The 26,110-nt window shown below is 63.2% G+C and carries 20 protein-coding genes; 15 read left to right on the top strand and 5 right to left on the bottom strand.

What is annotated here, in order from left to right; translation table 11 throughout:
- Positions 1-12 precede the first annotated feature (12 nt).
- The 3 genes from WS46_RS15155 (at position 13) to WS46_RS15145 (ending at position 4,637) form a co-directional block, all read left to right on the top strand.
- Positions 13-1,140, top strand: a complete 1,128-nt coding sequence (locus WS46_RS15155) for an MBL fold metallo-hydrolase (RefSeq protein WP_059690980.1) — start codon at positions 13-15, stop codon at positions 1,138-1,140.
- A 1,777-nt stretch (positions 1,141-2,917) separates the two neighbouring features.
- Entirely contained in the window at positions 2,918-3,613 is a 696-nt protein-coding gene (locus WS46_RS15150; RefSeq protein ID WP_006759638.1) for a ParA family protein, read from the top strand.
- Positions 3,606-4,637: a ParB/RepB/Spo0J family partition protein gene (locus tag WS46_RS15145; RefSeq protein ID WP_059530826.1), complete on the top strand. Its 1,032-nt coding sequence runs from the start codon at positions 3,606-3,608 to the stop codon at positions 4,635-4,637. The genes WS46_RS15150 and WS46_RS15145 overlap by 8 nt, the downstream gene beginning before the upstream one ends.
- A gap of 95 nt (positions 4,638-4,732) precedes the next feature.
- On the opposite strand, the gene WS46_RS15140 is transcribed toward WS46_RS15145, so the two are convergent.
- Entirely contained in the window at positions 4,733-6,049 is a 1,317-nt protein-coding gene (locus WS46_RS15140; RefSeq protein ID WP_059682318.1) for a replication initiation protein, read from the bottom strand.
- A gap of 2,541 nt (positions 6,050-8,590) precedes the next feature.
- On the opposite strand from WS46_RS15140, the gene WS46_RS15135 reads away from it, so the two are divergent.
- Positions 8,591-8,917 carry a hypothetical protein gene (locus tag WS46_RS15135; RefSeq protein WP_044848822.1) on the top strand — a complete coding sequence of 109 codons (327 nt, stop codon included), beginning with the start codon at positions 8,591-8,593 and terminating at the stop codon, positions 8,915-8,917.
- A 367-nt stretch (positions 8,918-9,284) separates the two neighbouring features.
- Here the strand turns inward: WS46_RS15135 and gcvA are convergent, their stop codons facing one another.
- Positions 9,285-10,187 carry a transcriptional regulator GcvA gene (gene gcvA / locus WS46_RS15130; RefSeq protein WP_059690979.1) on the bottom strand — a complete coding sequence of 301 codons (903 nt, stop codon included), beginning with the start codon at positions 10,185-10,187 and terminating at the stop codon, positions 9,285-9,287.
- Positions 10,188-10,327: 140 nt separating this feature from the next.
- On the opposite strand from gcvA, the gene WS46_RS15125 reads away from it, so the two are divergent.
- Positions 10,328-11,617 (top strand): adenylosuccinate synthase, encoded by a 1,290-nt coding sequence (locus WS46_RS15125; RefSeq protein ID WP_059690978.1) that lies wholly within the window; start codon positions 10,328-10,330, stop codon positions 11,615-11,617.
- Between the two features lie 235 nt (positions 11,618-11,852).
- On the top strand, positions 11,853-12,794 hold the full coding sequence (locus WS46_RS15120) for a LysR family transcriptional regulator (protein WP_059691044.1): 942 nt from the start codon (positions 11,853-11,855) through the stop codon (positions 12,792-12,794).
- 319 nt (positions 12,795-13,113) lie between these two features.
- Here WS46_RS15120 and WS46_RS15115 read toward each other — a convergent pair whose 3' ends face one another.
- Positions 13,114-13,827 (bottom strand): dienelactone hydrolase family protein, encoded by a 714-nt coding sequence (locus tag WS46_RS15115; protein ID WP_059690977.1) that lies wholly within the window; start codon positions 13,825-13,827, stop codon positions 13,114-13,116.
- A gap of 311 nt (positions 13,828-14,138) precedes the next feature.
- Complete coding sequence (locus tag WS46_RS15110) at positions 14,139-14,450, bottom strand: DUF4148 domain-containing protein (RefSeq protein WP_059690976.1); 312 nt, start codon at positions 14,448-14,450, stop codon at positions 14,139-14,141.
- 648 nt (positions 14,451-15,098) lie between these two features.
- On the opposite strand from WS46_RS15110, the gene WS46_RS15105 reads away from it, so the two are divergent.
- The 9 genes from WS46_RS15105 (at position 15,099) to WS46_RS15065 (ending at position 24,905) form a co-directional block, all read left to right on the top strand.
- Complete coding sequence (locus WS46_RS15105) at positions 15,099-15,554, top strand: antitoxin Xre/MbcA/ParS toxin-binding domain-containing protein (protein WP_006753033.1); 456 nt, start codon at positions 15,099-15,101, stop codon at positions 15,552-15,554.
- Positions 15,551-16,030 carry an RES family NAD+ phosphorylase gene (locus WS46_RS15100; protein WP_059530847.1) on the top strand — a complete coding sequence of 160 codons (480 nt, stop codon included), beginning with the start codon at positions 15,551-15,553 and terminating at the stop codon, positions 16,028-16,030. The genes WS46_RS15105 and WS46_RS15100 overlap by 4 nt, the downstream gene beginning before the upstream one ends.
- 316 nt (positions 16,031-16,346) lie before the next feature.
- Positions 16,347-16,736 (top strand): hypothetical protein, encoded by a 390-nt coding sequence (locus WS46_RS33935; RefSeq protein ID WP_257129995.1) that lies wholly within the window; start codon positions 16,347-16,349, stop codon positions 16,734-16,736.
- A gap of 162 nt (positions 16,737-16,898) precedes the next feature.
- On the top strand, positions 16,899-17,444 hold the full coding sequence (locus WS46_RS15090) for a hypothetical protein (protein WP_059690974.1): 546 nt from the start codon (positions 16,899-16,901) through the stop codon (positions 17,442-17,444).
- Positions 17,445-17,745: 301 nt separating this feature from the next.
- Positions 17,746-18,507, top strand: coding sequence for a hypothetical protein (locus WS46_RS15085; protein ID WP_059690973.1), 762 nt, complete (start codon positions 17,746-17,748; stop codon positions 18,505-18,507).
- Between the two features lie 328 nt (positions 18,508-18,835).
- Positions 18,836-20,086, top strand: coding sequence for a DNA repair exonuclease (locus tag WS46_RS15080; RefSeq protein ID WP_059690972.1), 1,251 nt, complete (start codon positions 18,836-18,838; stop codon positions 20,084-20,086).
- Between the two features lie 3 nt (positions 20,087-20,089).
- Positions 20,090-23,560 carry a YhaN family protein gene (locus WS46_RS15075; RefSeq protein WP_059690971.1) on the top strand — a complete coding sequence of 1,157 codons (3,471 nt, stop codon included), beginning with the start codon at positions 20,090-20,092 and terminating at the stop codon, positions 23,558-23,560.
- A 121-nt stretch (positions 23,561-23,681) separates the two neighbouring features.
- Positions 23,682-24,206, top strand: a complete 525-nt coding sequence (locus WS46_RS15070; RefSeq protein ID WP_044848835.1) for an HD domain-containing protein — start codon at positions 23,682-23,684, stop codon at positions 24,204-24,206.
- A 9-nt stretch (positions 24,207-24,215) separates the two neighbouring features.
- Entirely contained in the window at positions 24,216-24,905 is a 690-nt protein-coding gene (locus tag WS46_RS15065) for a DUF429 domain-containing protein (RefSeq protein ID WP_059690970.1), read from the top strand.
- Positions 24,906-25,094: 189 nt separating this feature from the next.
- Here WS46_RS15065 and WS46_RS15060 read toward each other — a convergent pair whose 3' ends face one another.
- Positions 25,095-25,565: a hypothetical protein gene (locus WS46_RS15060; protein WP_059690969.1), complete on the bottom strand. Its 471-nt coding sequence runs from the start codon at positions 25,563-25,565 to the stop codon at positions 25,095-25,097.
- Positions 25,566-26,110: the final 545 nt, after the last annotated feature.

Here is a 26,110-nt window from a genome sequence, read left to right as displayed (position 1 = left end):
GGACGAATCGACATGGCTTCGCCTCTCGTATTTCTTCATCGCATGCTAGGTTTCGCCGCCGCCAGGCGTGGCCGCACCCTGTCCGGCGAGTCGCCGCAGCACAACGGCGAACGCTTCAGCAACGTTGCACCGCGACCGGCTGAAGGCTTCGGTAAAACGCTGGGCATTGCATGGAATATGCTGGTCAACAAACCACGCAACACGGTTCCGACAGGCGCATTGCCCATCGATTCACTGACTCGCGAACAACTCGACGCAGCCCCCGACCGCAGCCTGTATCGGCTAGGACACTCGACGGTACTGTTGAAACTGCGCGGCGAATTCTGGCTGACCGATCCCGTATTTGCCGAACGCGCATCGCCGTTCCGGCGCATCGGCCCGAAGCGCTTCCATGCGCCGCCAATCGCGCTCGAGGACCTCCCGCCGTTGCGTGGCGTGCTCCTGTCGCACGATCACTACGATCACCTCGACCGTGACACGGTGCTCGCGCTTGCGGCGACCACTGGCGTGTTCGTCACGACGTTGGGCGTCGGCGACCGCCTGATCGAATGGGGTATCGACGGGAAAAAAGTACGCCAGCTCGACTGGTGGCAAAGTGTCGAAGTCGATGGCCTGACGCTGACCGCGACACCGGCACAGCACTTCTCCGGGCGCAGCTTATTTGACGGCAACAGCACGCTATGGGCGTCGTGGGTCATCGTCGACGACGACCTGCGGGTGTTCTTCAGCGGCGATACCGGCTACTTCGACGGTTTCCGGACGATAGGCGAACGGCTTGGGCCCTTCGACGTGACGCTGATCGAGACCGGGGCATACGATCCGCAGTGGCCCTACGTGCACATGCAGCCGGAAGAAACCGTGCAAGCGCACATCGACCTGCGCGGGCGCACGCTGATGCCGATTCACAACGGCACGTTCGATCTCGCGATGCACCGTTGGCAGGAACCGTTCGAGCGCGTCACCGCGTTGGCAATGGTGCGTGGCGTCGAGCTATCGACGCCCAGGATGGGCGAGCGACTCAATCTGGATGCTCCGCATCGCGGCGAACGTTGGTGGCGAACGGTCGATGAGCCAGCAAAGGCTTCCGCAACGAAGGCGCGCCGGTGGCAGCAGCTGTGCGCATCGCAGGCGACGAAGTAAGTTCGTTGGCCGCAGAGGTTTCTGGACGGGAACGCCGCGGCGATGAATTTTCGTTGTGATATGCGGCGTGGTAGCGGACTCTTTGGGCGATCGTCGGTGACGATGATTGGTCGTCCCCGATAGCAGACATCCGGAGAAGTGGAAGGTATATACCGCCGGTGGCGATGCGCTTCACCGTGTTGACACGAAGTCTGCAGATTCTCCTTCAGCCGCATTGTGATGGACACTGGCAAGACACATAGGAAACAGTCTTCCGCGGCCGTCTACAGAATCCGCCTTCGCTCAACGCTGCCTGGGTGCGCGTCGCGAATGCAATATCGACCGGGCGACCGCTTCGATTTCCCCGATGCCTACGGGTTTGCGATCCGGCACCGTCGCTGCAGCGCGTTGTCACGTGACAACTAGCGATATAGGACTCGCTACACCCATCAAGTCCCTGCTGGTCGATCCACGCGATATCTGGGGTCGCCAATAGGCCGATCGAACTGCACGTCGATCCAGGAAATTCGTATCATTTATCACAAAACACGTCTCATTTGACACACTATCGCGTGGATCATCATTATCCAGACGCAATAACGCACGTCAAATTCATGCGCCCCTATTTCACCCGTCGCGCGCGCTCGTTTTGCGTGAAACAACATGAAGAAAGTGGCGCAACCCATTGCTAGACAAGGGTTTCAGAACGCCCCCTTTTTTTCAAAATTGTTTCACGCCCTGCTGATTTGCGCCATCTCTCCTCGCCGACGCCCAGGAATTTGCGCCCCCCCCAAAGCCCATCGAGAACGTGTGACGCAATGCCGATGCCCTTGACCGTCGAAGCGGCGGCCGACACAACAAGATGCGATATCTGTCCCGCCCTACCCTATGCCATCGTCGTGGCCTCAGGATCCGAACCGCCTTTTTTATTGGGGACATATCACATCACCAGAATTAGTGTGCCTCTGCAGGTCCAGAGACACGCACAGTTCGGGCGGGTCTACCCAAGACACCAACCGACTCGACCAGCATCGATCGCTGACACATCCCCGGCTGGTCCAGCACCTCCCCATACGGTACCGCTGAAAATGCTGCGCCGGTATCAAGCTGCTGATTCCGGCATCCATCCGTGGCGGTTGTCACGTGACAACAACCCGATGCCTTACGAATAAGTGACTTGGGCCCAATCGAACATGACCAACTCATGTATCGCACGGACTTCTTTGCACCCGTGCCGTCTACGGTGGTTGCGCCAAGACAGGAGATATGTGTCCAGAATCATCGTTTAGGTGCGTTGTCACGTAACAACCCGCATCAGTCGCAGTGCCAGTCGTCATGAATGCAGGGCGCCGTAATGAGGATCGAGGAAGAAGAAATCGTCGGCATTACCATCGCGCGTCGTGTCTGCATGCTTACCGGCCAGCAGCATTTGACGTCTTAACCCACCGAATCGGCTTGTCACGTGACAACTTTAGATCCCGACGCAGCTCAGGGCGAGTCACGAGCAGATTGCCAATTTGCGCCGGAATTTCCAACGATAGCGAGATTACATCTGGGATCAGCACTGTGACCCATGTTACCGGCACTGAAGTTGCCAGCACTTCATTAGCACCTTCATCTCGAACGAAATGCCATGTGTTTTTATTTTTCATTCGAATTACGAATAATCTTCTAGCCATTCGACCAGCTTGTCACGTGACAACAACATCCATCAGAAAATCCTTCTTTTCCTCCGATGCTTTTCTGGACTTTTTGGCAATAACTGCATATATTACGCAAAACTCCTTGGAGGAATTTAATGGCTTTCAAGATCGCCGTCAGTAATCAAAAAGGTGGTACTGGAAAGACCACCATCTCCGTCAATATCGCTGCAGCCTTCGAGGCGGGTGGCAACAAGGTCGCCTTGATCGATGCCGACCCTCAAGGCACATCGGTCAGATGGGTGACGAGCGGCGAAAATACGCTCCCGATGACAGTTCTGTCGTTGGCCCCCGCAGGCCGCGGCATTGGCGGCGAGATCAAGAAGCAGGATGCAAATTTCGATGTGATCGTCGTCGATTGCCCCGGCAACCTCGAGGACCCGCGCATCGCATCCGTACTCGAAGTCGCCGACTTCTGCCTCGTGCCGCTGTCGCCATCGCCGGCCGACCTGTACAGCACCGTCGCGATGATTCGTATGATCGAATCGATGCGTGCCGTTCGTAACCCGAATTTGTCTTCCGCGCTGATGCTGAATAGCGTCAATGGAAAAACTAAAATGCGAGAAGAAATTTTAAAAATTCTAAGGGCTGAAGAAATAGGGGAGCATCTGCTCGACAGTCAGATCGCGCAGCGCGAGGTCTACCGGCAGACATTTGCCCTCGGCACCACGATCCATCATCACAATCGATACCTGAAGGGACTGAAGGAAGCCCGCGCGGAAATCGAGAGACTGGTCACCGAAATGGCCCAATACATCGCGTCGACGCGCGCTACCGGAGCCGCTCATGGCTAAGGACACATCGAAAGACAAGAAGCCGACCGGCAACCTGCATCTCGCAGCAGGCTTGCTGCGCGGGCTCGCTCAGGAAAACGCAGCGCTGGAAACGCGCCTGCCCGAGCCGACGCCCGCGTCGAATCCTCCCGTCGAAGCCGCAACCCCCGTCATCTCGACCGCTGTCCCCGCATCCGACGCGCTCGATCTCGGTGCGCCGCAGAAGGTCGCGGTCAAGGACTGCATCCCGAACCCGTTCAACCCGCGCGTGTTCTATTCCGAGTCGAGCCTGCACGAACTCGCACTGACGCTGAAGCGGGAAGGGCAGATCGAGCCGATCAAGGTCACGCGTCTCCCGGAATTTCCCGGCAAGCTCGTCGTGATCGACGGGCAACGCCGCTTGCGCGCGACGAGCATCAACGGCGACGAAACGATCAATGCGACATTCCGCACGGACCACACGCCCGAGCAGCTCTACACGATCGCGTATCGCGCCAACCACGACCACGAACGCCAGACCATTTTCGACGATGCAGTCGCATGGAAGCGTCTCCTCGACGAAAAGGTATTCCCCGACCAGAACACACTCGCGGAGAAGATCGGCAAGGACAAGGCATCGATCAGCAAGACACTGTCGCTGAACGCACTGCCGAACACATTGCTCGAACGGATGGCCAGCGCGAACGATGTGGTCGGGCTGCAGGCCGCGTACTTCCTGAAACTGATTTTCGAGCGCCTGGGCGAACCGGCTGCCGACCGTCTGCTCACGGCGGTGATCGACCGGAAAAAGTCGGTGCGCGACCTCGAGAATTTCCTGCGCGCGCAGAGCGACGGCAACAAGAAGACGGGGCGCACACGTTACAGCGTTCGCCACGATTTCGCGCTCGAATCACGCGCGATCGGCCAGCTGAAGACCTATCCGGACGGGCGTCTGGATCTGCAACTGAAGGGAGTCGATGCGTCCCACCAGGAAGCGCTCGCCGACCGGCTCAAGACCGTGATCGACGCATACGTCGCTGATCTGGCGGTAGCCGCGCAAAAATAAAAGAAGGCGTCCAAAGCAAAGGCCTCGCACCGGCATGGCACCGCGCTGCCGGATGAAGTCCGGTCCACGGCGCATGCCAGGCTGCGAGGCCTTGATCAGTTGGTCGCGAGGCTGCTTTTCAGCAGGAATTCCAGCAAGTCGTCCGAGGTCGGTTCGCCCCAAGTATCGAGCGCCAACCATCGGAAGAAGCTGGTTTGCGCCAGCTTGCTCGCCTTCTTCTTCGGCGACAGCGTGAGATCCTTCGAACCGGCCACCGTTTCGTTGTAGCGCTCGATCAGCTTGGTCTGGTCGTCGATCTCCAGCTCGCGGAAATACGCGCCGGCTTCATCGACCTTCGCCGCCAGGTATTTGTCGCGAATCTGTTCCTGCTTGCTCTGCCCGGATTCCTTTGCCGGCGCGGCCGTTTCGGTCCCCTGCCCGTCGGCCAACGTATAGCCATGCGTCAGCGCCTTGCGGAAATACGCGGCCACGTTGTCGACCGGCGCTGCGTTCTTCTTCGTAGTCCGATTGAGCGTATAGGCGATCGCCGCCTTGATGCGCTGCACACCGTACTGCGTGATCAACCGGCGCGCTTCCGAACGCGGGATGCCGAACTTGGCGACCTCGTCGACGAGTGCTTCGTTCTTGACGTCGCCTTCCTCGACCGTATCCGCGCTCTGCTTGCGCGTCACCTTGAACTGGACGGCCTCCACACTGCGACCTGACTTGTGTTCGATCAGCTCGAGCGTATGGTCGGAAACTTCGTTCACCTCCTGAATGCACGGCACCAGGACCTTGCTCTTGAAGAGCTTGTACTCCTTGTACGACTGCGACGCCTTATCCTGACCGAGAATGAGGTCGCGGAATTTCGGCAGCGGAATCTTTGCCGTGATGCCGATCCCCTCGTAGCGCACCGTGTTTTCCCAAAGGGCAAGCGAGTGCGAACGCCGAAACTCGCGCGCGATCCGCATATCGATGAGTGCGTAGATTTCCGGATTGAGCAGCTCGCTGCGAATCTGGTCGGAGAAGCTGTACTTCAGCACCGATTGCTCGAGCTCGGCACCGGCGAGCAGGCCCGACGCCTTCCACACCGTCGAGCGGTCCGCGGCAAGGTAGTCCCAGTTGACGACGGTACTGATCAGCGAGTTGACCGTATCCTTCACATACTTCGTGTTGTTGCTGTTCAACCCGCTCTCGTGCGACAGCGCGGCGATCGAGATCGAGAAGCTGGTCCGGCCGGGTTCGAACGCTTCCTGACGAAGGGCGTTCTTGATCAGCGAGCTGAACATCTTGCGCTGCTGCAGACCGATCTTTCCGGACTTCGGAGCGATATGAATTGCCTGGACCGCCTTGCGCAGCAGATCGGGTGGCTCGGGCGTCTGAAATAGCGAAACCTGCTTGTCGGAGCCTTTGATTGCGGGCTTGCGCGGCATCGTGATGTCCGGAGAAGGTGACCGTATTGATGGCGGACTTTATACCTTTTCGAGTTACCGGGCAATGGCTTCTTCTCCAGTATCACTTCCAATATCGCCGCTAAGGCCTCGTCTTAAAAGGAAAAATTCCATTTTTACGATTTGTGCGGAACCCCATATCCATCTACCTTTCCGCCAGAATCAGCTCCCAAAACCTGCTACCTGTGTGATCTGTAGCCAGAATCCGGCACGGGACTTGCCTAACTGAAGGTAGCCGTTCATGGGAAATAATCCGGAGGAACGGGATCGGTGAACCCGATTCGTGGTGCCCTGCAACACGGTCTGCATTCCCCCATAACACGCTACCTTTAGCACATCCCATGAATGGTTACCTATCCAGATCCTCCAGCTCGGCGTTTTGCCTTCATCTGCGCTCGGCAGCCGAAAATACCTCCCATGAATGACTACCTTGGGATTTCCCCACAGAAGGTTACCTTTCCGCCGGCCTGATACTGTTTATGGGACCCCAGCTCCGAGGGGACGAGCAGGACTAGATCGTTCTGTCCGCGACGGCACCCATAAACGACTACCTGGAATCCATCCCATAACCGGCAACCGCACATGAAATGCTGTGCCCGCCACCATAGACGAATCAGCAAGGACGCACCATAAATGGGTACCAATAGATTCCCCCCATAAAAGGTTACCTGAGGCGTTTTTCGGCCAAAATCCCATAGCAGGCTACGCGTGCCCCATATCCACAACCCCCATTTCCCACAGCGCGGTACCCGATTCCCCAAATCCACAGACCTGAAACCCCATATCCTTCCGCCTGAGCCCCCATAAATGGGTACCGAACACCTGTCAAACCCTTACCAGACAAGGCTGTGAGCCGTCTAAAAGTAGTTAAAGAAGTAAACGTCGTTTACCAAAGATGTAAACACACGTGTGCCTGTGCAGAAAAAGCAACCCCATAAACCGCTACCAAAGCGAACCAGTGAGGCTCGTCGAGCACAGCAATTCTGGGCCTAAGGCCTGTGGAACCCTCGATCTCGGCCTTATTTTGCAAGCGTCCCAGGCCTAGCAAGGCTCCCCATGAAGGTGAGTACCTACTAACAAATACTCAAACGTAGAAACTTATGGGAGGAAATCTCCGCTTTCGGTCCCTAGGTTCCCATCTATGGGAACAAAAAAGGCACCCAGCGGTATGTTTCCCATCCGGGATTACCCGCAGGCTACGGCCACCGTGGTCAACAGCGGAGTGCCGCCGGTTCTCGTCATGGCAGTGAGAAATCATCGGAATTCATTCTCAAGCGGTTTTTTTAGCGTCCGAGTCGGTGCTTCCGTGGAAAAGTCTTCGACTGTCACGTGTTGGCCTGTCGGGGGCTTTCTGCTCGATGACCCGTGCACAGACGAAATGGGCTGGCTCTTGATCCGCTCACTCTGCATCGCGGTTTTCTACCTTTGAACCGGCATCTGAATTGCCACCGTGTCCCGACCGGTGCGACGAAAACCCATCCCTGTGCCAAGCGAGACGCCGACCGCGCCGCTCGATCACAACAATCCTGGCAACGGCCTCGAACGTGAGGCTGCCGCCATCAATATGGCTCACCCTCATCGAACCCGTACTCGAATCCCGAAAATTCTCACCGCTGGAAGTTACCGTGTCCTGTAAAAGCTCACCTACAAAGTGTCCGTCGGATGAACAAACCGTGCGCGCGACGCCCCCGCACCAGATGCGGTCACCCGATGGAAAAGCTGTGAGGCATGCGCGCAGCGCCTGATGTGTCGCCGTTCTTGCCACATAGACTCGAGACGCTTCGCGACGTCGGTACGATGACAAGCGTCGCGCATTCGCTCATACGACCATTAGCCAATCGTGAGCGAATGCCTAACGAAGCGTTCACCTTGAGCGGCGGAGGTCGTCTCAACCCGCAAACGTCATCTCCCACATCTGGCGACGAATAGAACCGAACAGGTAGCCACGCGTGCGACGATCGGTTACCCGATCGTTCGCGTCGTGTCGACGTGCGGGGAATGCGGCAGGCTCGGTACAGAATGAAGCGTGGTCGTTTATGGGAGGAACCGTCGTTCGCGCGACAGCGAATCACAACATGGCGCACAGGTTCGCGATTCCGTCGCATATCCCGCTCATGAGGCGACGATCGCGTTGCGCGAGCAGCCGATTCCACGGGTGAAACAGTCGGCGTCGTGCGAGTGCGTAAAGCACCGAAATCGATCTCACCTTCATCGGCAATCTGCACCGTATCGGTGGAACGATTCGCTTCGCCACGCGGTTGCCGCGGTCGTGCACGTTGCGTGATTCCCGAGCACGATGCATCACCTGGCCCCTGCGAAACGCGGAGCGGACGGGCGCGGGACACATGACGACACGACGCCCCCATACGCGTATTCCCAACAATGTACGCATGATGGCGCCACATTTTTTTCAACGCGGTTATGATGCAAAGGCCCTGACCGAGACATGAAGACCGATCAGGGGCAGGGGCGGTATCTCGATGTGCTTTCACTCCGTGACCAATCAGAAAAGAGAGTTCAGCGATGCGAATCCAGATCAAAAAACTGACGCTGGCTGCGACGGCAGCCGCGTTCCTCTTCGGCTCCGCCGCTCCGGTGTTCGCGCAGACCGACGCCAGTGCACCGGCCGCATCCGCCGCATCGGATGCGAAAGCCGCGAAACGTGAAGCACGCAAGGCAGCACGGGCAAAACGCAAAGCCGAACACAAGGCAGCGCGTGCGAAGAACAACGCCGAACTGAAGAAACTCGAAGACGCTGGTTACAAGCCGGCGGCCAACGATCCGAACTATCCGCAGAATCTGCAGAACGCTGAGAAGAAGGCGGGCGAAGCCGCTGGCGCAAGCCAATAAGCGTTTCCCCCACGAGACAAACCCCGGCGCGAGCCGGGGTTTGTCGTTTCTGCTGCTGAAACGCGATGCGCGACCGGTCACCATGGAGGTGTGATATCCGAGTCAATTGATTCGATATCCTTTGTTTCTCGGTGAGATGAATGCCAACTCGATTCGTTTAGTCGTCCTGCGCTACTTGAACGACATGAGCCATTCTGTTTGTTCAGTATTAGAGGAATCCTACGGATTACAACAGATCGTTGGGTGAATCGCGAGGCGAAAAGCGATCATTCGCAAGCAATACGGCTCCGTGGAAAGGAACACGAAACCCGCACCAATCGAGCCGATGCGCATTGCGCAACGACTGGTCGCCGACATACCGACTCAGTCAGCGCCGCGCGTCCGCCGTTGCGTTCCCTGTTGCTTTCAGCCAGTCCTTGAATGCCCGCACGGCTTCGTCTTCCGCGCGCGCAGCCGCCACGTAAGTGAAATAGCGCCACGGCGGTAGTGCCGGTTCGCTGAACGGCTGCACCAGCCGGCCTTCGGCGATGTCGTCCGCGACGAGGGCGATCGGCCCCATTGCGACGCCGAGGCCGTCGAGCGCGCCTTGCAGCGTCAGATAGAAATGCTCGAGCGTGAGCGAATGCCGCGGCGCCAGATTCGCGTGCCCGGCCGCCGCGAGCCACTCGGGCCACATACCGGGGTACGTCGCCGCATGCAGCAGCGTGAAGCCGGCGAGATCGGCCGGCGTACGCAACGGCCGACCCTCGAGCAGCTTCGGCGCGCATACGGGCAGCCGGATTTCGGATAGAAACTCCTCGGCAACATATCCGTCGATCGCCTGCGGGCCGCCGCGCACGATCAGGTCGACCTTATCGCGCAACTTCTCGATGGGCTCGTTCGACGTCGACAGCCGCACCTCGATGGCCGGATGCGCAACCTGGAACGACGACAGCTTCGGCACGAGCCAGCGCAGTGAAAACGTCGCGGGCGCGCTGACGCGCAGCACGCGCTGCTGCTCCTGGCCGAAATGCTGCGCGGTGGCGAGCGCGATCCGGTCGAACGACGCACCGACCTCGGCAAGGTACATGCGACCGGCATCGGTCAGTTCGACCCGCCGGTTGTGGCGCTCGAACAGCGGTCGGCCAAGCCATGCCTCCAGTTGCTGAACATGCCGGCTGATCGCGCCATGCGTCACGCACAGCTCGTTGGCGGCGAGCGTGAAACTGCCGAGGCGGGCCGCGGCTTCGAACGCGCGCAGCGAGTTCAATGGAGGGAGTCGTCGGGCCATGCATCGTTTCGCGTGAAATTTACTCACGCGACTGCTCAGATTTAATCGTTTGATCGGGTGATCCTGCTCCGCCAATATGGCATACAAACGGCCGATGTGGCCGGAATGTGTGTCTGGATTTCTCACATGGAGTATGGAGCATGCCGAACGTGGTGGTGGTGGGCGCCCAATGGGGTGACGAAGGCAAGGGACGCGTCGTGGACTGGCTGGCGGCGCAGGCCGATCTCGTCGCACGCTACAACGGCGGCCACAACGCGGGGCATACGCTGGTCGTCGGCGACAAGACGTACAAGCTCGCGCTGCTGCCGAGCGGCATCGTGCGCGGCAAGCGCGGCGTGATCGGCAACGGCGTGGCGCTCGATCCGGAAGCGCTGCTGGCCGAGATCGGACGGATGGCCCAGCTCGGGCTGTCGGTGACGCCGGACAATCTGTCGATCGCGGAGAATGCCACGCTGGTCCTGCCGATTCACCGTGCGATCGACCAGGCGCAGGAGCGTCTGCGTCGCGAACCCATCGGCACCACGCTGCGTGGGATCGGGCCCGCTTACGAGGACAAGGTCGGGCGCCGCGGGCTGCGGGTCGCGGATCTGGCGGAGCCGAACCGGCTTGCCGACAAGCTCGACGTGCTGGTCGATCACCACAATGCATGGTTCCGCGGCCTGGGGCTCGAGCCGTGCTCGCGCGACGCGATGCTGGCAACGCTGATCGACATCGCGCCGAAGATACTGCCGTTCGTGCGTCCCGTGTGGGCCGACCTCAACGACGCGAACGACCGCGGCGAGCGCATCTTGTTCGAGGGCTCGCAGGCCGTGATGCTCGACATCGACTGGGGCACGTATCCGTTCGTGACGTCGTCGGGCACCGTTGCATCGGCCGCGGCGGCCGGCACGGGCCTCGGCGCGTCCAAACTCGGTCACGTGCTGGGTGTGACCAAGGCGTACGCGACACGCGTCGGCGGCGGACCGTTCCTCACCGAACTGACCGACGCCACCGGCGAAGCGCTGCGCGCGCGTGGCCAGGAGTTCGGCGTCAACACGGGCCGGCCGCGCCGCTGCGGATGGCTCGACGCCGCGCAGTTGCGGCAGGCGGTGCGGATTTCGGGCATCGATTCACTCGCGCTTACCAAGCTCGATGTGCTCGACGGCGTCAAGTCGATCCAGCTGTGCGTCGGCTACGAACTTGACGGCGCACGTGTCGACCATCTGCCCGCGAGCGTCGATGCGCAGGCGCGCGCAACGCCCGTCTACGAAACTTTCCCCGGGTGGGACGGCACCGTGAAGGGTGTACGTGAGCGCGCGGCGTTGCCGCGTGCCGCACGGGATTTCATCGCGTGCGTCGAGGCGATCGCGGGCGTGCCCGTGTCGATGATCACGACCGGTGCCGAGCGCGACGACACGATCGTGCTGCGCAATCCCTTCGACCCGATCTGAGCGCGACGCTACACGCGCGATGTGTGCCTCGGCAGGCCGCGATGCGGCTTGCAACGATCCGGTGCCGGTCGTCCTTCGACATGCGGCGCCGCATGAGCGATCGCCCGCCGATGCGGCGCACGGCAAACTGGACACGTCTGCACCGCTGCGGTACTGTTCCGCACAATTCGCGCCAGACCGGAACGTGCCGGGGCGGGCGCCGCTGCAAGGCGATTTCAATCCCGGGGACATGTCGATGGACACGTTACAGATGATGCGCATTTTCGTCCGGGTGGCGGAGGAGGGCAGCTTCACGAGCGCGGCCCAGCGCCTGGATATCACCACTGCCTACGCATCGCGTTCGGTCGCGCAACTCGAAACGCACCTGCGCACCCGTCTGCTCAACCGGAGCACGCGCCGCATCGCATTGACGGATGCCGGACAGCGCTATCTCGACCGCTGCCAGCGCATCCTCGGCTATATCGACGAAGCGGAAGCCGAGGCGGCCGACGCGCAGGCGAAGCCGTCGGGCCGCTTGCATGTGCATGCGACGACCAGTTTCGGTCAGGCCTACCTGGTGCCGGCGGTGGTGCGATACCGGCAGCGTTATCCGTCGGTGGCCGTCGAGCTCACGCTGTCGCAGCACGTGCCCGACATCATCGACGAAGGCTACGACGTGTCGCTCCAATTGAGCGCGACGGAGCTGCCCGACTCGGGGCTGGTGTCGCAGCGGCTCGGCGATGTGCACAGCGTGCTGTGTGCGTCGCCGGCATACCTGAAGGAACGGGGCACGCCGCGCACCGTGCGCGATCTCGAATCGCATGCGTGCCTGCAGATCGTCACGCCGATTTTTCCGCGCGACCGGTGGCATCTCGACGGCCCCGATGGTCGCGAGACGTTCGCACTACCGCTGCCGGATTTCCAGGTCAATATCGCCGATGCGCTCGGCGCCGCATTGCGCGCCGGTCTCGGGATCGGCTCATTGCCGATGTCGACCGCGGTGCCTGCTCTGGCGAGCGGTGCGCTGGTTCGCGTGTTGCCCGAGTACCGGCTGCAGAAGCTGACGGTCTACACGCTGTATGCGTCGCGCCAGTACCTCGACGCAAAGATCCGCACGTTCGTCGATTTCCTGCGCGAATGCGTGCCCGAAATGTTGTCCGCCGACGAGGCGGCGCTGCGCGGTTCCTGCGAATCCTGAGCGAAGGCGGACAACGAGTGCCGGGTTGAATGACCCGGCATTCGCAAACGCGGTCCGTGAATCGACGTTTGGCCGTGCAGGATATTTTGCACACCGAACTTGATGACGAGGGCGCAGCCGAGCTTTCGAAACTGAGGTGTATTGCGGAGCCGGCCGTGGCACTCGCATTCCGTCGTGCGCGCTTCGGTGTCGAACCCGTGACGCGCGAGATGATCGCATAACGAATTCGCTCCATAAAACGACAACGCCACGATTGCAAGGTCGTGGCGTTCGCTTCATGTGCATCGCAGCCCAGCAGCGGTGGAGATCCGCTGCGATATTACTGCTGCTTGTTCCAGAGCGTGCGCCCGAAGAACGTGAGTGTGCGATCCCACGCGATCTGCGACCACACCGGATCGAACTGCGTGCCGCCGATGCGGCCCGGGCCGACAGCCGTTTCGTTCGCGAACGCGTGATGCGCGAGATAGCGGTGGAATTCGACGTCGACCTTTGCGCCGGTCAGCTTCTTCTCCAGCGCATCGACCTGTTCGATCGCGAAGAACGCATCCTGCGTGCCCCAGTGGCCCATCAGCGGCACCTTGATCTTCGACGGATCGAGGTAGTCGAGCGGGGGGAAGCCGTACCAGGTGACACCGGCGTCCGCATCGGCGAACTGCAGCGACAGCAGCGTGAGAGCGCCGCCCATGCAGAAGCCGGTGATCGCCACGCGCGACGCGCGCGTCTTCAGGTATTGCACCGCGCCGGGAATGTCCTGCGATGCCGCATCGCCGAAATCGAGGCCCGTCATCAGGTGATGCGCTTCTTCCTCCTCGACCGTCGACTTGCCGCGATACAGGTCGGGCACGAGCGCAATGTAGCCGCAGCGCGCGAGGCGATCGGCGACGCCGCGGATCTGGTCATTCAGGCCCCACCACTCCTGAATGACGACGACGGCGGGTGCACCTTCGGTCTTTTCCGGCGTGGCGAGGTAGCCCTGCAGTTCCTGGCCGTCCGGACGGCGAAACGTGATCATGGAACCGGATGTTTGAGACATGAAACCGCTCCTTTTCGAAAAATGCGATGAGTGCGGCATCGGATCGGCCAGCGAGTGGGTATGCCCGGTGAGTCGAGGCTTCGCTCGCGTTCGCTTCGGCCGGCGCCGACCACGCGGCCATTCTATGCGCAAACGCCGGCGGTCTGCGTGAACAGCGCGTTGCGGCGGCCGATCCGCGCCCACGCGTCGGTCGGGCTGCGTGCAGCGCGCATGTCGCGTGCACCGAAAGCGAAACACCCCGCCCCGGTGAACGGGAGCGGGGTGCTTCGTCGGCAGCGGGCGTATCGCGGTATGCGCAGCGTGCGGCGGTCTTACTGACCGAAATAGATCGAGTCGTGAGCGTTCTGCTTGACCGCGATCGCGCGGCCAGTACGCACGCCGGCCGCAGCCTGTGCGCCGTAACCCGTTGAGTCGCTGTTCGTCACGCGTGCCTGTGCGGTCTGCAGCGCATTCGGATAGTGGACGTCGGACACTTCCGGCTTGTACCCGGCCTGTTCGAGCTGGACGAGTTCTGCGCGGACCTGAGCGCGCGTCAGTTGATTCGACGGGTTCGACTGAGCGAATGCGCCAAGGGATGCGGACAGGACGGCGGCAGCGGCGACTGCGTAGATGAACGACTTCATGGTGACCTCCGGTTTTTGTAGATTTCGCGCTTCGCTGGTTGCGTTGAGCGGTTGATTGCATCGTAGCGATCGCGATACCGGTCGGAAATACGCGTTCCAGCGAATAATTATTGCAATTGGGTAAACGATTCAAGGGCGAATGGGGTTTTGTCTGATGATTGTTGGTGTGCATGATGGCGGTCGCGGGTTGCAGTTGGCGCAGCATCGTCGGCGGACCGGATGAATTCGCAAGGCATGTTGGCGCAGAACCGATGGGCGGGCGCGTTCCCGGAGGGCGACCGCAGGCTGATCCCGTTCGGTAGATGGTCAAATTGAATCGGATACCGAAGTATTGATAGCGGGCACGGAAATTCGCTTGCCCAATCGCTTTGCAATTGAGACGGGGCAGGTGTCGCTCTGCCGATGGCTATTCATCAGAAAAATTGTTACGTGACAACTTCATGACGTCAGCGAGCGGTTTGATATATGTGATTTCGCGATTTCCGCTCCACGGCGAATCTTCAACTACGCGTGATGGGGCAGGGCCGCGAGCAGGAAAGCCGCTTCGCCGCCACCAGGAACTGCCAGCCACCGGGGCGGCCACCGACCGAATTCGCCTGTCTTCGGCAAAACGCCTATAATGATTGGGCAAATTGCCGGAGAAGAGCCATGAGTACGATCGCGTTTCATCCGTCGGGCGTCGCGCACCCGCGCCAGGCCGAGTTCACGATCCTTGAGCAGTTGCTCGCGATTCGCGTGCGCTCGGGCGCCGATCTCGCCGAGCTGGCGAGCGCGCGCGTCGACGTCGCGGTGATCGACCGGCTGTCGGAGCGCGGCCTGAAGTCCGATGAACTCGCTTTCATCATCCCGCGGCGTACCCTGAGCCATCGCCGCCAAGCACACGAGCGCCTGTCACCGGAGGAATCCGACAAGGCGATCCGGCTGGCGCGCATCGTCGCGCAGGCGACGGCCACGTTCGGCGACCAGGACAAGGCGATGGCGTGGCTGCGCAACGGGCTCCAGCGCTTCGGCGGACGCACGTCGCTCGACATGTCGAGCACCGAGCATGGCGCGCGACTCGTCGAAGAAGCCCTCACGCAGATCGACGAGGGGTACTTCGCTTGACGACGCTGTGGCGGATCAGCAATTACGCGGACCTGAAAGGCGTCGGCGGATTGCGGGCCGGCGGGCGCTGGCATTTTGCCGGGCAGCCCGTCGTCTACCTCGCCGAGCATCCGGCGCTCGCGCTGCTCGAGACGCTCGTTCACTTCGAAATCGCCACCGTCGCGCAATTGCCGAGCGGATACCAGTTGCTTCGCATCGAGGTGCCTGAATCGGTGGACGTTGCCGAGATCGCGGATGGCGATGCGCCGGCCGACTGGCGAGAGAACGTCGACTGGACCCGTAGTGCCGGGACCGAGTGGTTGCATACGCAACCGAGCGCCTTGCTGCGCGTCCCGAGCGTCGTCGTGCCGCACGCGCATAACTTCCTGTTGAATCCGCTGCATCCTGCCGCATCCGACATCCGTATCGCGGAAGTCATTCAGTCGCCGTATGACACCCGCATTCTGCGGCTGATCCATTCGAACAAGAGCGAATAGGACTGGCCGCACGTCGTTGCGTGCACAACGTCGATCAGCATTCCCGCGTGCGCGGTCGGCGCCCGCATCGGGTGCCAGCGTCAGCCTGATTCGCGTGACCGTTCACAAGCTGGCGAGGCCAAGCATTGCGCTGACATCGGCATGCGGATGTCCGTCGAGCACCGAGCGGCGCGCATATGTGTTGCTCAGCGCGCGCGGACTCAGGTCGGTTGCGTGAAAGCCGCTCGCGTGCAGCCAGGCGGCCGCGCAGCTCGAAGGCGCCGACGATCGTGCCGGTCTGCGAGTCGCAGCGGGCACGGCGCTGCGCGTCACCGACATGGAACATGAAGGCGGCGCATGGCAGCAACGATCGACGAACGGAACGACCACGCATCGTGGCAAGGGGCCGGGATTTTTCGATTTCCTCGGTGATGTCGATTGCGGTCGCGCGCTGACCAGCCGCGAGGCGGAGCCGTTCGACGTCTGCTGGATGACGGCATTCGAAAAAATCGACGGCGATCCCGGCGTGCATGTCCGACGACATCGAGCCGATCGCGAGAAGCCGATTATCTGGCTGCACCGACGGCTGGCCGACACACGTTCTTTGGGATGCCTACAGGAATGGTCGCTTTCCGTGCTAGCAGATACTTCGTGCGCCGATGCGCCGATGCAGGCCATCGAGCGACGCCAATCACGCGCCGAGCGCGATGTTTGTCAAACAGTGTGAGTCAATCGTCAGCATTTGCAACTGAAGTAACAGTCCCCGCAATTCGATGGTTTTGGACGTTGGCGCGGCTACATTAGCTCCACCTGCCGCACGTCGCGGCGAGGCATGCGACCAGCCGCACGAAGGCGGCCCGCAGCAACAACGTCTTTGGGGAGAATGACCATGAACAAGATTCGCACGATTCTGCTTGGTGCCGCGCTGACGGCAATCGCATCGGCTGCTTTCGCACAAACGGCGCAGACGGGCGCGGAAGGTTCCGCCGGCGTCGGCGCACAAGTCCAGACGCCGCTGCTCGGCGGTGGGGTGGGCGTGCAGGCAGGTGCAGGCGCGAATGCCGCGGGCTCGGGCTCGGGTTCGGGCGCAGGCAATCTCGTCGGCGGTGCGCTGAACGGCGTGGGCAAGACGGTTGGCGGTGTCGGCTCGGCAGCGGGCAACGCGGTCGGTGGCGCGACGCAGGCAGTTGGCTCGGCAGCCGGCTCGGCGAAGGATGCCGCGGCATCGGCCGTGCACGCGACGAAGTCGCACGTGAAGCATGTCGCGAACTCCGCGAAGAGCCACGTGCAAGGCGCGGTGTCGACGGCGGGTGATGTCGCAGGCGGCGCGAAGGCGAAGGCCGGCGAAGCGCTCGAGGGTGCGACGAACGCGGTGCAGGGCGGCGCTTCGGTCGGCGTGAAGGGTTCGGCGTCGGCACAAGGCGGCGCGCTGTAAGCGATACGCTTCCCGCCAAGGCCCGGCCCGCTTCGATGCGGGCCGGGCTTTTTTCATTGGGCGCGCCGCACATCGTGGTCGCGTTGGTGTGCCGTGGATCGAAACAGGCGGCTCGCGCACCCTCTGCCCATTGCCTCCCCACCGTGCTTAAATAGCGAGGCTCCCGATCGCCGGGCCGCCCTCGGGCGGCGCAGGTCGATTCAGGCAAGCATGTCCGATCGGCATCGTGACGACAGACGACTCCAAAGTGCCGCCCCGGCCTGCCCGGCGTGGTCCGATAACATTCCGAGGCATCACGATCATGACCATCCTGTTCCGTCTTCTCGCGCTCGCCTGCGTGCTGTGGCTCGCGGCGTGCGCGTCGCCGCCCCCGACTTCCGCGAGCGCACCGGCCAGCCAGGATGCCGGCGAACGTCGCGGGCTCGGCACCGCGTGGGGCGAGTCGGTGCATTCCGAAACCCGCAAGGTCGATTTCAAACGCGCGGATGCGACGACGCCGACGGATCTCGCGTCGGTCTACTACAACGATGCACTGCCCGGACATCCGCCCGCGTCGCGGATTCGCCGGTTGCCGACGCGCGTCGCGCTCGCGAACGGCGACATCGCGTTGTCGTTCACGGACGAGAAAGGCGCGCCGCTGCGTCTCGCGCGCAGCGACGGCCGCTGGCACATGGCGGGTGTCGAAGGCGCACGCTACATGATCGTGCTGCGCAACCAGGGGCGCCGCGCGTTCGAGGTCGTGTCGACGGTCGACGGGCTCGACGTGCTGTCGGGGCGGCCGGGTAGCTATGCGAACGGTGGCTACGTGCTGTATCCGGGCCGTACGCTGACGATCGAGGGCTTCCGCAGGAGCCGCGATGAAGTCGCCGCGTTCCGCTTCGCGTCGGTGCCCGACAGCTACGTCGCGAATTCGAAGTACGGCGATACGGCGAACGTCGGCGTGATTGGCGTCGCGCTGTTCGCACAGAAGGAAAGCGATGAGGCGGCGTTGCGTCGCAATGCGAATCCGTTCCCGGGCAACGAAAACGGCTTTGCGCCGCCACCCGCGCCGCGCGACGAGTGACACGCACGGGACGAATGTCGCGGGTGCCGTCGGCCGTCGACTTCGGAAGATCATCCGAGGCATCGCGACTGCCGTGTTTCGGGTCGCAGGTTCGTCGAGGCTGCGCGATCACGCGCGGATTGAGGGCGTGGGGTCGTGCACCTTCCCGACGCCCGCTTTCAGGTACCATCCCGACCCGCTGGCGACGGGTGGCATCATCGCCCGGACGAGCGTTGCATCGGACGATGCAACGGCGATGGTCCGGTTCGTACCTCGCCGGCGTTGCGTCGCTCGACGGCGCACAATGCTTGTCGACATCGCCCCTTCGTCCTGAAACAGAGGAATCTTCGTGAAGTTCATCCACGCGGCAGACATTCATCTTGACAGCCCGTTGCACGGCCTGAGCGCGTATCCCGACGCGCCGGCCGCGCAGTTGCGCAACGCGTCGCGGGAGGCGCTGCGGCAGCTCGTGGATCGTGCGATCGAAGAGGCGGTCGCGTTCCTCGTGATCGCCGGCGACCTGTACGACGGCGACTGGAAGGACCACAACACCGGCATTTTCTTCGGCCAGCAAATGGGTCGCCTGCGCAAGGCCGGCATTCGCGCATTCGTGCTCGGCGGCAATCACGATGCCGAAAGCGAGATGACGAAGAAGCTGACCTTGCCCGACAACGTCACTGTGTTCGGCCATCGCAAGCCGGAAACCCATCGGCTGCCGGAATTCGACGTCGCGCTGCACGGGCAGAGCTTCAAGGACAAGGCCGTCGTCGACAATCTCGCGATCGGCTATCCGGATCCCGTGCCGGGCCATTACAACATCGGCGTACTGCACACCGCGCTCGAAGGCTATGCGGCGCATGCGAACTATGCGCCGTGCACGCTGGCTGAACTGCACGCGAAGGGCTACGACTACTGGGCGCTCGGCCACGTGCACGAGTTCCAGCAATGGTCGGGGCCGTCGACCGTCGTGTTTCCCGGCAACCTGCAGGGTCGCCATATCCGCGAGACGGGCCGCCGCGGCGCGGTGCTCGTGACGGTCGAGCAGGGGCGCACGCAGGTCGAGCGCCTGTACCTCGACGTGCTGCGCTGGGAAGCCCTGTCGATCGACGCATCCGATTGCTTCACGGTCGCCGACCTGTCGAGAAAGATCGGCCAGTCGCTGGAGGCGCTGTTGACCGTCGACGGTGACGTGCCGCGCGCGGTGCGCGTGACGGTCACGGGGCGCACGCCCGCGCACGGTCTTTTCTTCGGCCGTGCGCCGCAATTGCGCGCGGAGGTGCTGAACCAGATCGGCATCATCGGCAACGAACGGCTGTGGCTGGAGAAGGTCCGTCTCGCGACATCCGCGCCCGAGCAGCCGCTGGGCGAGAGCGAGCAGCTCGAGGCGCTGGAGGATCTGAAGCAGATCCTGGCCGACGCCGCGCACGATCCGGATTTTCTCGCGCTGCTCGAACGCGACCTGAAGCCGTTCGTCGGCAAGGTGCGCAGCGACGTGAAGGAAGAGGTGCCGCTGCTGACGATGGCGCGCGCGGGCGAACTCACGGCGCTGGTCGAGCAGGTCGGTCCCGCGTTGCTCGCGCGACTGGCGAGGGGGGAATAAGCGATGCGCATCAGCCAGCTCGATCTGATCAAGTACGGCAAGTTCACCGACGAGACGCTGCGCTTTCCGTCGGCCGGACAGGATTTTCACGTGATCGTTGGGCCGAACGAGGCCGGCAAGTCGACGATCCGCACGGCCGTGTCGGAACTGCTGTTCGGGATGAAACTGCAGACGCCGCTCGACTTCCTGCATGCAACGCCCGACCTGCGGATCGGCGGCGTGCTGGAGGGGGGCACCGGCGCGCTCGCATTTCATCGCGCCCGCGGGCGCAGCCCGTTGCGCACGCCCGCCGACGACAAGCTCCCGGACGACTACCTCGCGGCCATCCTCGACGGCGCGACGCGCGAGTTTTTCGAGCAGATGTTCGGGCTTGATCACGGGCGGCTCGTCGACGGCGGCCGGAGCATTCTCGATGCGTCCGACAAGCTCGGCCAGGTGCTGTTCGAATCGGCGGCGGGTGTCGGCACGCTCGGGCCCGTGCGCGAGGAGCTCGACGCGCGTGCGGGCGAGCTGTGGGCACCGCGACGCAGCGGCAGCGCGTTCGCGCTGGCCGAGACGTCGTTCAACGAAGCGGTCGGCGAACTGAAGGCGGTCCAGGTGCGCACGCGTGACTGGGTCGATCGCAAGGAGGCGCGCGACGCGGTCGAGCAGGAGATCGAGCACGCCCGCGTGGAGCAACGCCGCCTCGAAGCGCTGCGTTCGAAGCTCGAGCGTGTGCGGCGGCTGGCGCCATACCTGAAGGAACTGACGATCAAGGAAGCGGCGCTTGCCGAACTGGGCACCGTCGTCGAGTTGCCGCCGACCGCGTATGCCGACTTGCTGAAAGCGCAAGGCGACCTCGCCGCAGAACAGAAGGTGCTCCAGGAGCGTCGCACGGACCTGCTCGCGAAACGGCAGGCGCGCGATGCGATCGATCCGGACGCCGATGCGCTGGCGCTCGAAGGCGACATCGAAGCGCTCGACCGGTTGCGCGGCGCATGCATGAATCACGCTCAGGATCTGTTGTTGCTCGGCGCGGACGTGGAGCGGCATCTGACCGCCGCGGGCTCCGCGGCCGCGCAGCTCGGCTGGCCGACCGACGAGGCGTCGCTGCGCGCGGCACTGCCGACCGCGCTGTCGCTGAAGACTGTCGCGAATCTCTTGCGCGACCACGGCGCGCTGCATCAGGCGCTGGCCGGTGCGCGGGAATCGCTCGACGAACGCATGCAGGAACTCGCGCAGGCGCAGGAACAACTCGCGCGTCTGTCTACCGTCGATGTGCCGGAAGTGCTTCGTGCCGCGCTCGCCGATGCGCAGGGGTTTCGCGGCAGCGGCCAGCGCGAACTGGCGCTCGAGCGCGACATTGCCGCCGCCGAGCGCACGCTCGCCGACGCGCTCGATGCGCTCGGCCAGTGGCGCAGGCCGGTCGACGCGCTGCGTGTGCTCGACGTGCCGTCGGCGGCGCGGCTCGGTGCGCTGCTCAACGAAGCAAGCGAGCGCGCGAGCGCGGCGGCCGCCGCGCGCGATGCACGGGACGGCGCGCAGGAAGAATACGAGCGGCTCGAACTGCAGGAGAGACATTTCGCGGAGACCCACAAGGTCGTCACCACTGCCGAAGTGCTGGCGGCGCGCGCGCGTCGCGACGGCGCGTGGGGCGACATCCGCAACGGTGTGGTCGATCTGGCAACGGGCGCGCCGGCCGTCGACGATGCGATCCGCCTCGCCGACGAACTCGTCGACGCGCAGCTCGGCGCCACGCAAGCGGCGGCGACGCTGCAATCGCTGCGTCAACAGGTCGAATCCGCGCGTGCCGTGTTGATGCGCCGGCAGGCGGCCATGGACGAGCGCGAACGCGAGCTCGCCGCGCATCGCGACGCGTGGTCCGAACTGGCGACGACGGCCGGCGTGCCCGGCATGCCGCTGGCGGCGATGGGCGACTGGCTCGCGAAGCGCGGCACGGTGTTTGCCGCGCAGTTCGAACTTGACCGCCAGCGCCGCGAATTCGCGACGATCCGCGATGCGCGCGCCGGCGCGGAAGCCGCGTTGCGTTCGGCGCTGCGCCTGGTCTCGCGCGGCAGCGACGCCGACGGGTTGGCGGCACTCATCGCGATCGCCGAGACGTTCGTGCAATCGGCGGAGAAGACGCTTGCGCAGAAGGACAGCCTCGAGGACCGCGCGCGCGAAGCCGAACGCGGATGCGCGACGGCCCGTTCGCGCGCGGGCCAGGCCCAGGCCGCGTACGATGCGTGGCAAGCACAATGGCGCGACGCGCTCGCCGACGCGAAGCTGTCCGCGAACGCGGTGACGCTGGCTGCGGCGGAAGGGGCGCTCGGGCTCGCGAATGCGGTGACGGACGAGCTGGCCGCCGCCGATGCGCCGCGCAACCGGATCGCCGCGATTCGTGCCGAGCTGGCTGCGCTCGAGGCCGGTGCCCGGCGGCTGGCCCAAGCGCTCGAACCCGAATGGCTGGCGAGCGGCAACTGGCTGGACGTCGCGCGCCGGTTGACGATGCGCGTGGCGGCCGCACGGGAAACCGCGCGTGCAATCGATCGTGCCGACGACGCGGTGCGGCAGGCCGAGGGCAAGGTCGCCGACGCGGCCGCCGCGGTGGCGGGTGCGGACGCACGCATTCAGCCGTTGCTGCAACTGGCCGGCGTCGCGTCGATCGACGCGGCGCTGCCGCTGGCCGAACGATCGGATCGCCAGCGCCAGCTTCGACAGGCCGTCGATGCCGCGAAGGAGGCACTCGTGCGCGACGGCGACGGGTTGTCCCAGTCGGCCGTCGAGGCCGAGGTCGCGGAACAGGACATCGCCGACGTGCCCGCGCATCTCGAAGCGGTGAAGCAGTCGCTTGGCGACATCGGCACGCGTCTGAACGCGCTCGCGCAACAGCAGGTCGTCGCCCAGCAGGCATTCGGCGCGATCGACGGCCAGGCGAACGCGGCCGTGGCCGAGGCGAAGCGGCAGGAAGCGCTGGCCGCGATGGGCGACGCGGCTGAACAGTATCTGGAAGCAGCGACCGCGAGCCGTCTGCTGAAGTGGGCGACCGATCGCTATCGCGACCAGAAGCAGGGGCCGATGCTGCGCCGCGCGGGCGAGATTTTCGCGGGGCTGACGCTGGGCGAATTCGCGCGGCTGACCGTCGACACCGAACGGACGCCGCCTGCGCTGTATGCGCGACGCACGAAGGGCACGTCGGTCGAGGTCGCCGGCCTGAGCGAAGGGACGCGCGATCAGTTGTTTCTCGCGCTGCGGATCGCGGCGCTCGAATTGCAGCTCGCGAGCAGGACCGCGCTTCCGTTCGTTGCCGACGATCTGTTCATCAACTTCGACGATGCGCGCGCGAAGGCGGGACTCGAGGCACTGCGCGATCTGTCGACGCGAACCCAGGTGCTGTTTCTGACGCACCACGATCACCTGCTGCCGCTCGTGCGCGACGTGTTCGGCGCGCAGGTGAACGTGGTGGGGCTGGAGCGCGAGGCGGCCGGCGCATGACGGCGCGCGGCCCGATGTTCCGATATGTGGGAATGGTCATCGCGTACAGGTAGTATGTGCGGTTCCGAAACGCACGCGACCGGTTCAGCCGGTCGCGGGTCCGGCCACACGAGGGATCAACATGAACAAGCTGGTAGCTGCCATCGCGTTCGCGGCGGACAAGCATCGCAATCAGCGGCGCAAGGACGACGAGGCATCGCCGTACATCAACCATCCGATCGCGCTGGCCGCCGTGCTGGCCAACGAAGCCGGCATCGAGGACGAGCGCGTGATCGTCGCGGCGGTGTTGCACGACACGATCGAGGATACGGAGACCACCGAGCAGGAGCTGCTGCGGTTGTTCGGCAAGGACGTCGCCGACATCGTGATGGAAGTCACCGACGACAAGTCGTTGCCGAAGGACGAGCGCAAGCGCCTGCAGGTCGAGCATGCGGCGACCATCAGCCGGCGCGCGAAGCTCGTGAAGCTCGCCGACAAGATCTGCAACCTGCGTGACATCGCGCGGCATCCACCCGCGGACTGGCCCCTCGAGCGCAAGCAGGCGTACTTCGACTGGGCGAAGTCGGTCGTCGACCGGATGCGCGGCGTGCATCCGGGCCTCGAAGGGATCTTCGACGCCGCGTACGACGCGCGGCCGGCGGACTGACGCGCAGCCATGCAGGCGGCCCGATCCCGCTCCCGATCAGTCGCGCGGTCGTTGCCCGCGGTGGCGGGTGTCGACGTGGGCGGCGACAAGAAGCGATGCGATCTCGTGATCTTGCGCGGCGCGACGATCGTTTGCCGCGCGGAGCGGATCGCGCCCGAAGCGCTGCCTTCGCTGTGTATCGAGCATGACGTGGTGGCGGTCGGCGTCGACGCGCCGAGCCTTTGGTGGACGGGCAGCGGACGCCGGGCTGCCGAGCAGGCGCTCGCGCGTGAACGGATCTCGTGTTTCCCGACGCCATCGCGCGAGCAGGCCCTGGCCAGCACGTCGGGCTTCTTCGACTGGATGTTCATGGGAGAGCGCGTCTACCGCGCGCTGGCCGACGCCTATCCGCTGCTGACCGACGCGCGCTATACCGGCGGGCGCGTGAGCTTCGAGACTTATCCGTACGCGATTACCTGCGCGTTGCTTGGCAAGGCGATCGCGTCGGCGAAGCAGAAACGCAACCAGCGCCGGCAATTGCTGACCCAACTTGGGATCGACGTGTCGACACTGCGATCGGTCGACGCGCGGGACGCGACGTTGTGCGCATTGACCGCGCAATACGTGATCGACGGAAACGCGCACGCGTACGGCGATGCGGAAGGCGGGTATATCCGTGTGCCGATCGTCGGCGAGACGATCGTTCTCGATACGCTCTAGTCACGGGCCGCGGCTTGCCGATACGCGTGAACCCGTGACAGGAAGGTGAGCTCTTTCGGGAGACGTGTCGGACATGTCGATGTCGAGGTGTCGAGCAGCGACAGCCGGTCGGCATGTGCGGGGCAGCTGGCGTGCGCAACATGCAACATATATGCAGTTGACGCACCGCGCGCCTCTCGGCCGGGATGCTCAGTCTTCGAGAATGGACTTCGGCACGCTGGAGAGATCGCAGGCAGCCGCTTGCTCGAAATAGCCTTGCGCATCGTCGATCATCACGACCGCGACGTCGATCAGTTCGTCGAGTCGCTGCAGCAGCGATTCGCGCCATTCGATGTCTTCGTCGCGCTCGGGCGTTTTGTCGAGCTGCTCGATGATCGAGTCGGCCGTCTGCAGGAACGGGATCGCCTGTTGATAGTTTTCGATCGAGACCATCGCTGCGTTGCGCGCGCCGACGAGTCGTTCACGATGCTCGTCCGCCAGGTCGGACACGCCGCTGATGCGCGGCAGGACATTCGAGATGCGTTGCAGGAGCGGCGGGACCTGTTCTTCGAGCATGACGGCGCGCTGGCGCAGCGCGGCGTATTCATCGCGGAGATCGGCGTCGCCGGATTGAGTGGTGCTGTCCATCGTCGGTATGAGTGCGTTGTTCGATCGCGGCATGATACTCGACGACGTGCGCTCTCTTGTTTGTGCCGTGGGGTGGTGTCCGGCGCGAGGCAAATGCGATGCGCTGTTGAACAGAGGGCATATTCAATCTCCTGTATAGGATAGGAGGAAAGAAGGACTCGCTCCGGATTGGTCGCGAGCTCCTCGCGCACCATGCGGTATGCAGGGCGTCAGACCGAAGCCCCCGTGCGCGGCAGCGCACGGGGGCTTTTTCAAAATATTTTCACAAAGGGGTTGCGGAGACCGGGGCGGGTGCTTAGAATCACGCCTCTTTCGCGCTAACGGAAACGCAGCGCGGGAGGAGAAGGGAAGCGGTGCGGTCGAGGGCGGTGGTAGAGCCTGGGCGCACACGAAGTTGAACCCCAGTCGTCGCAACGAAGCAGTTCAGAAAGTTGTTGACGAGCTGAAAAAGACGGTTCATAATCTCGCTTCTCTGCTGCTGAAAACGCAGCGCTGCTGAGAAACTTCAGGTTTCTCGCGGAAATGCTCTTTAAAAATTAACAGCCGATAAGTGTGGGCGCTTGATGGCCGCGAGCTGA

This window comes from Burkholderia sp. RF4-BP95 (genome assembly GCF_001521985.1).
GTDB lineage: Bacteria > Pseudomonadota > Gammaproteobacteria > Burkholderiales > Burkholderiaceae > Burkholderia > Burkholderia diffusa.
This window is presented reverse-complemented; position numbering and strand designations above follow the sequence as displayed.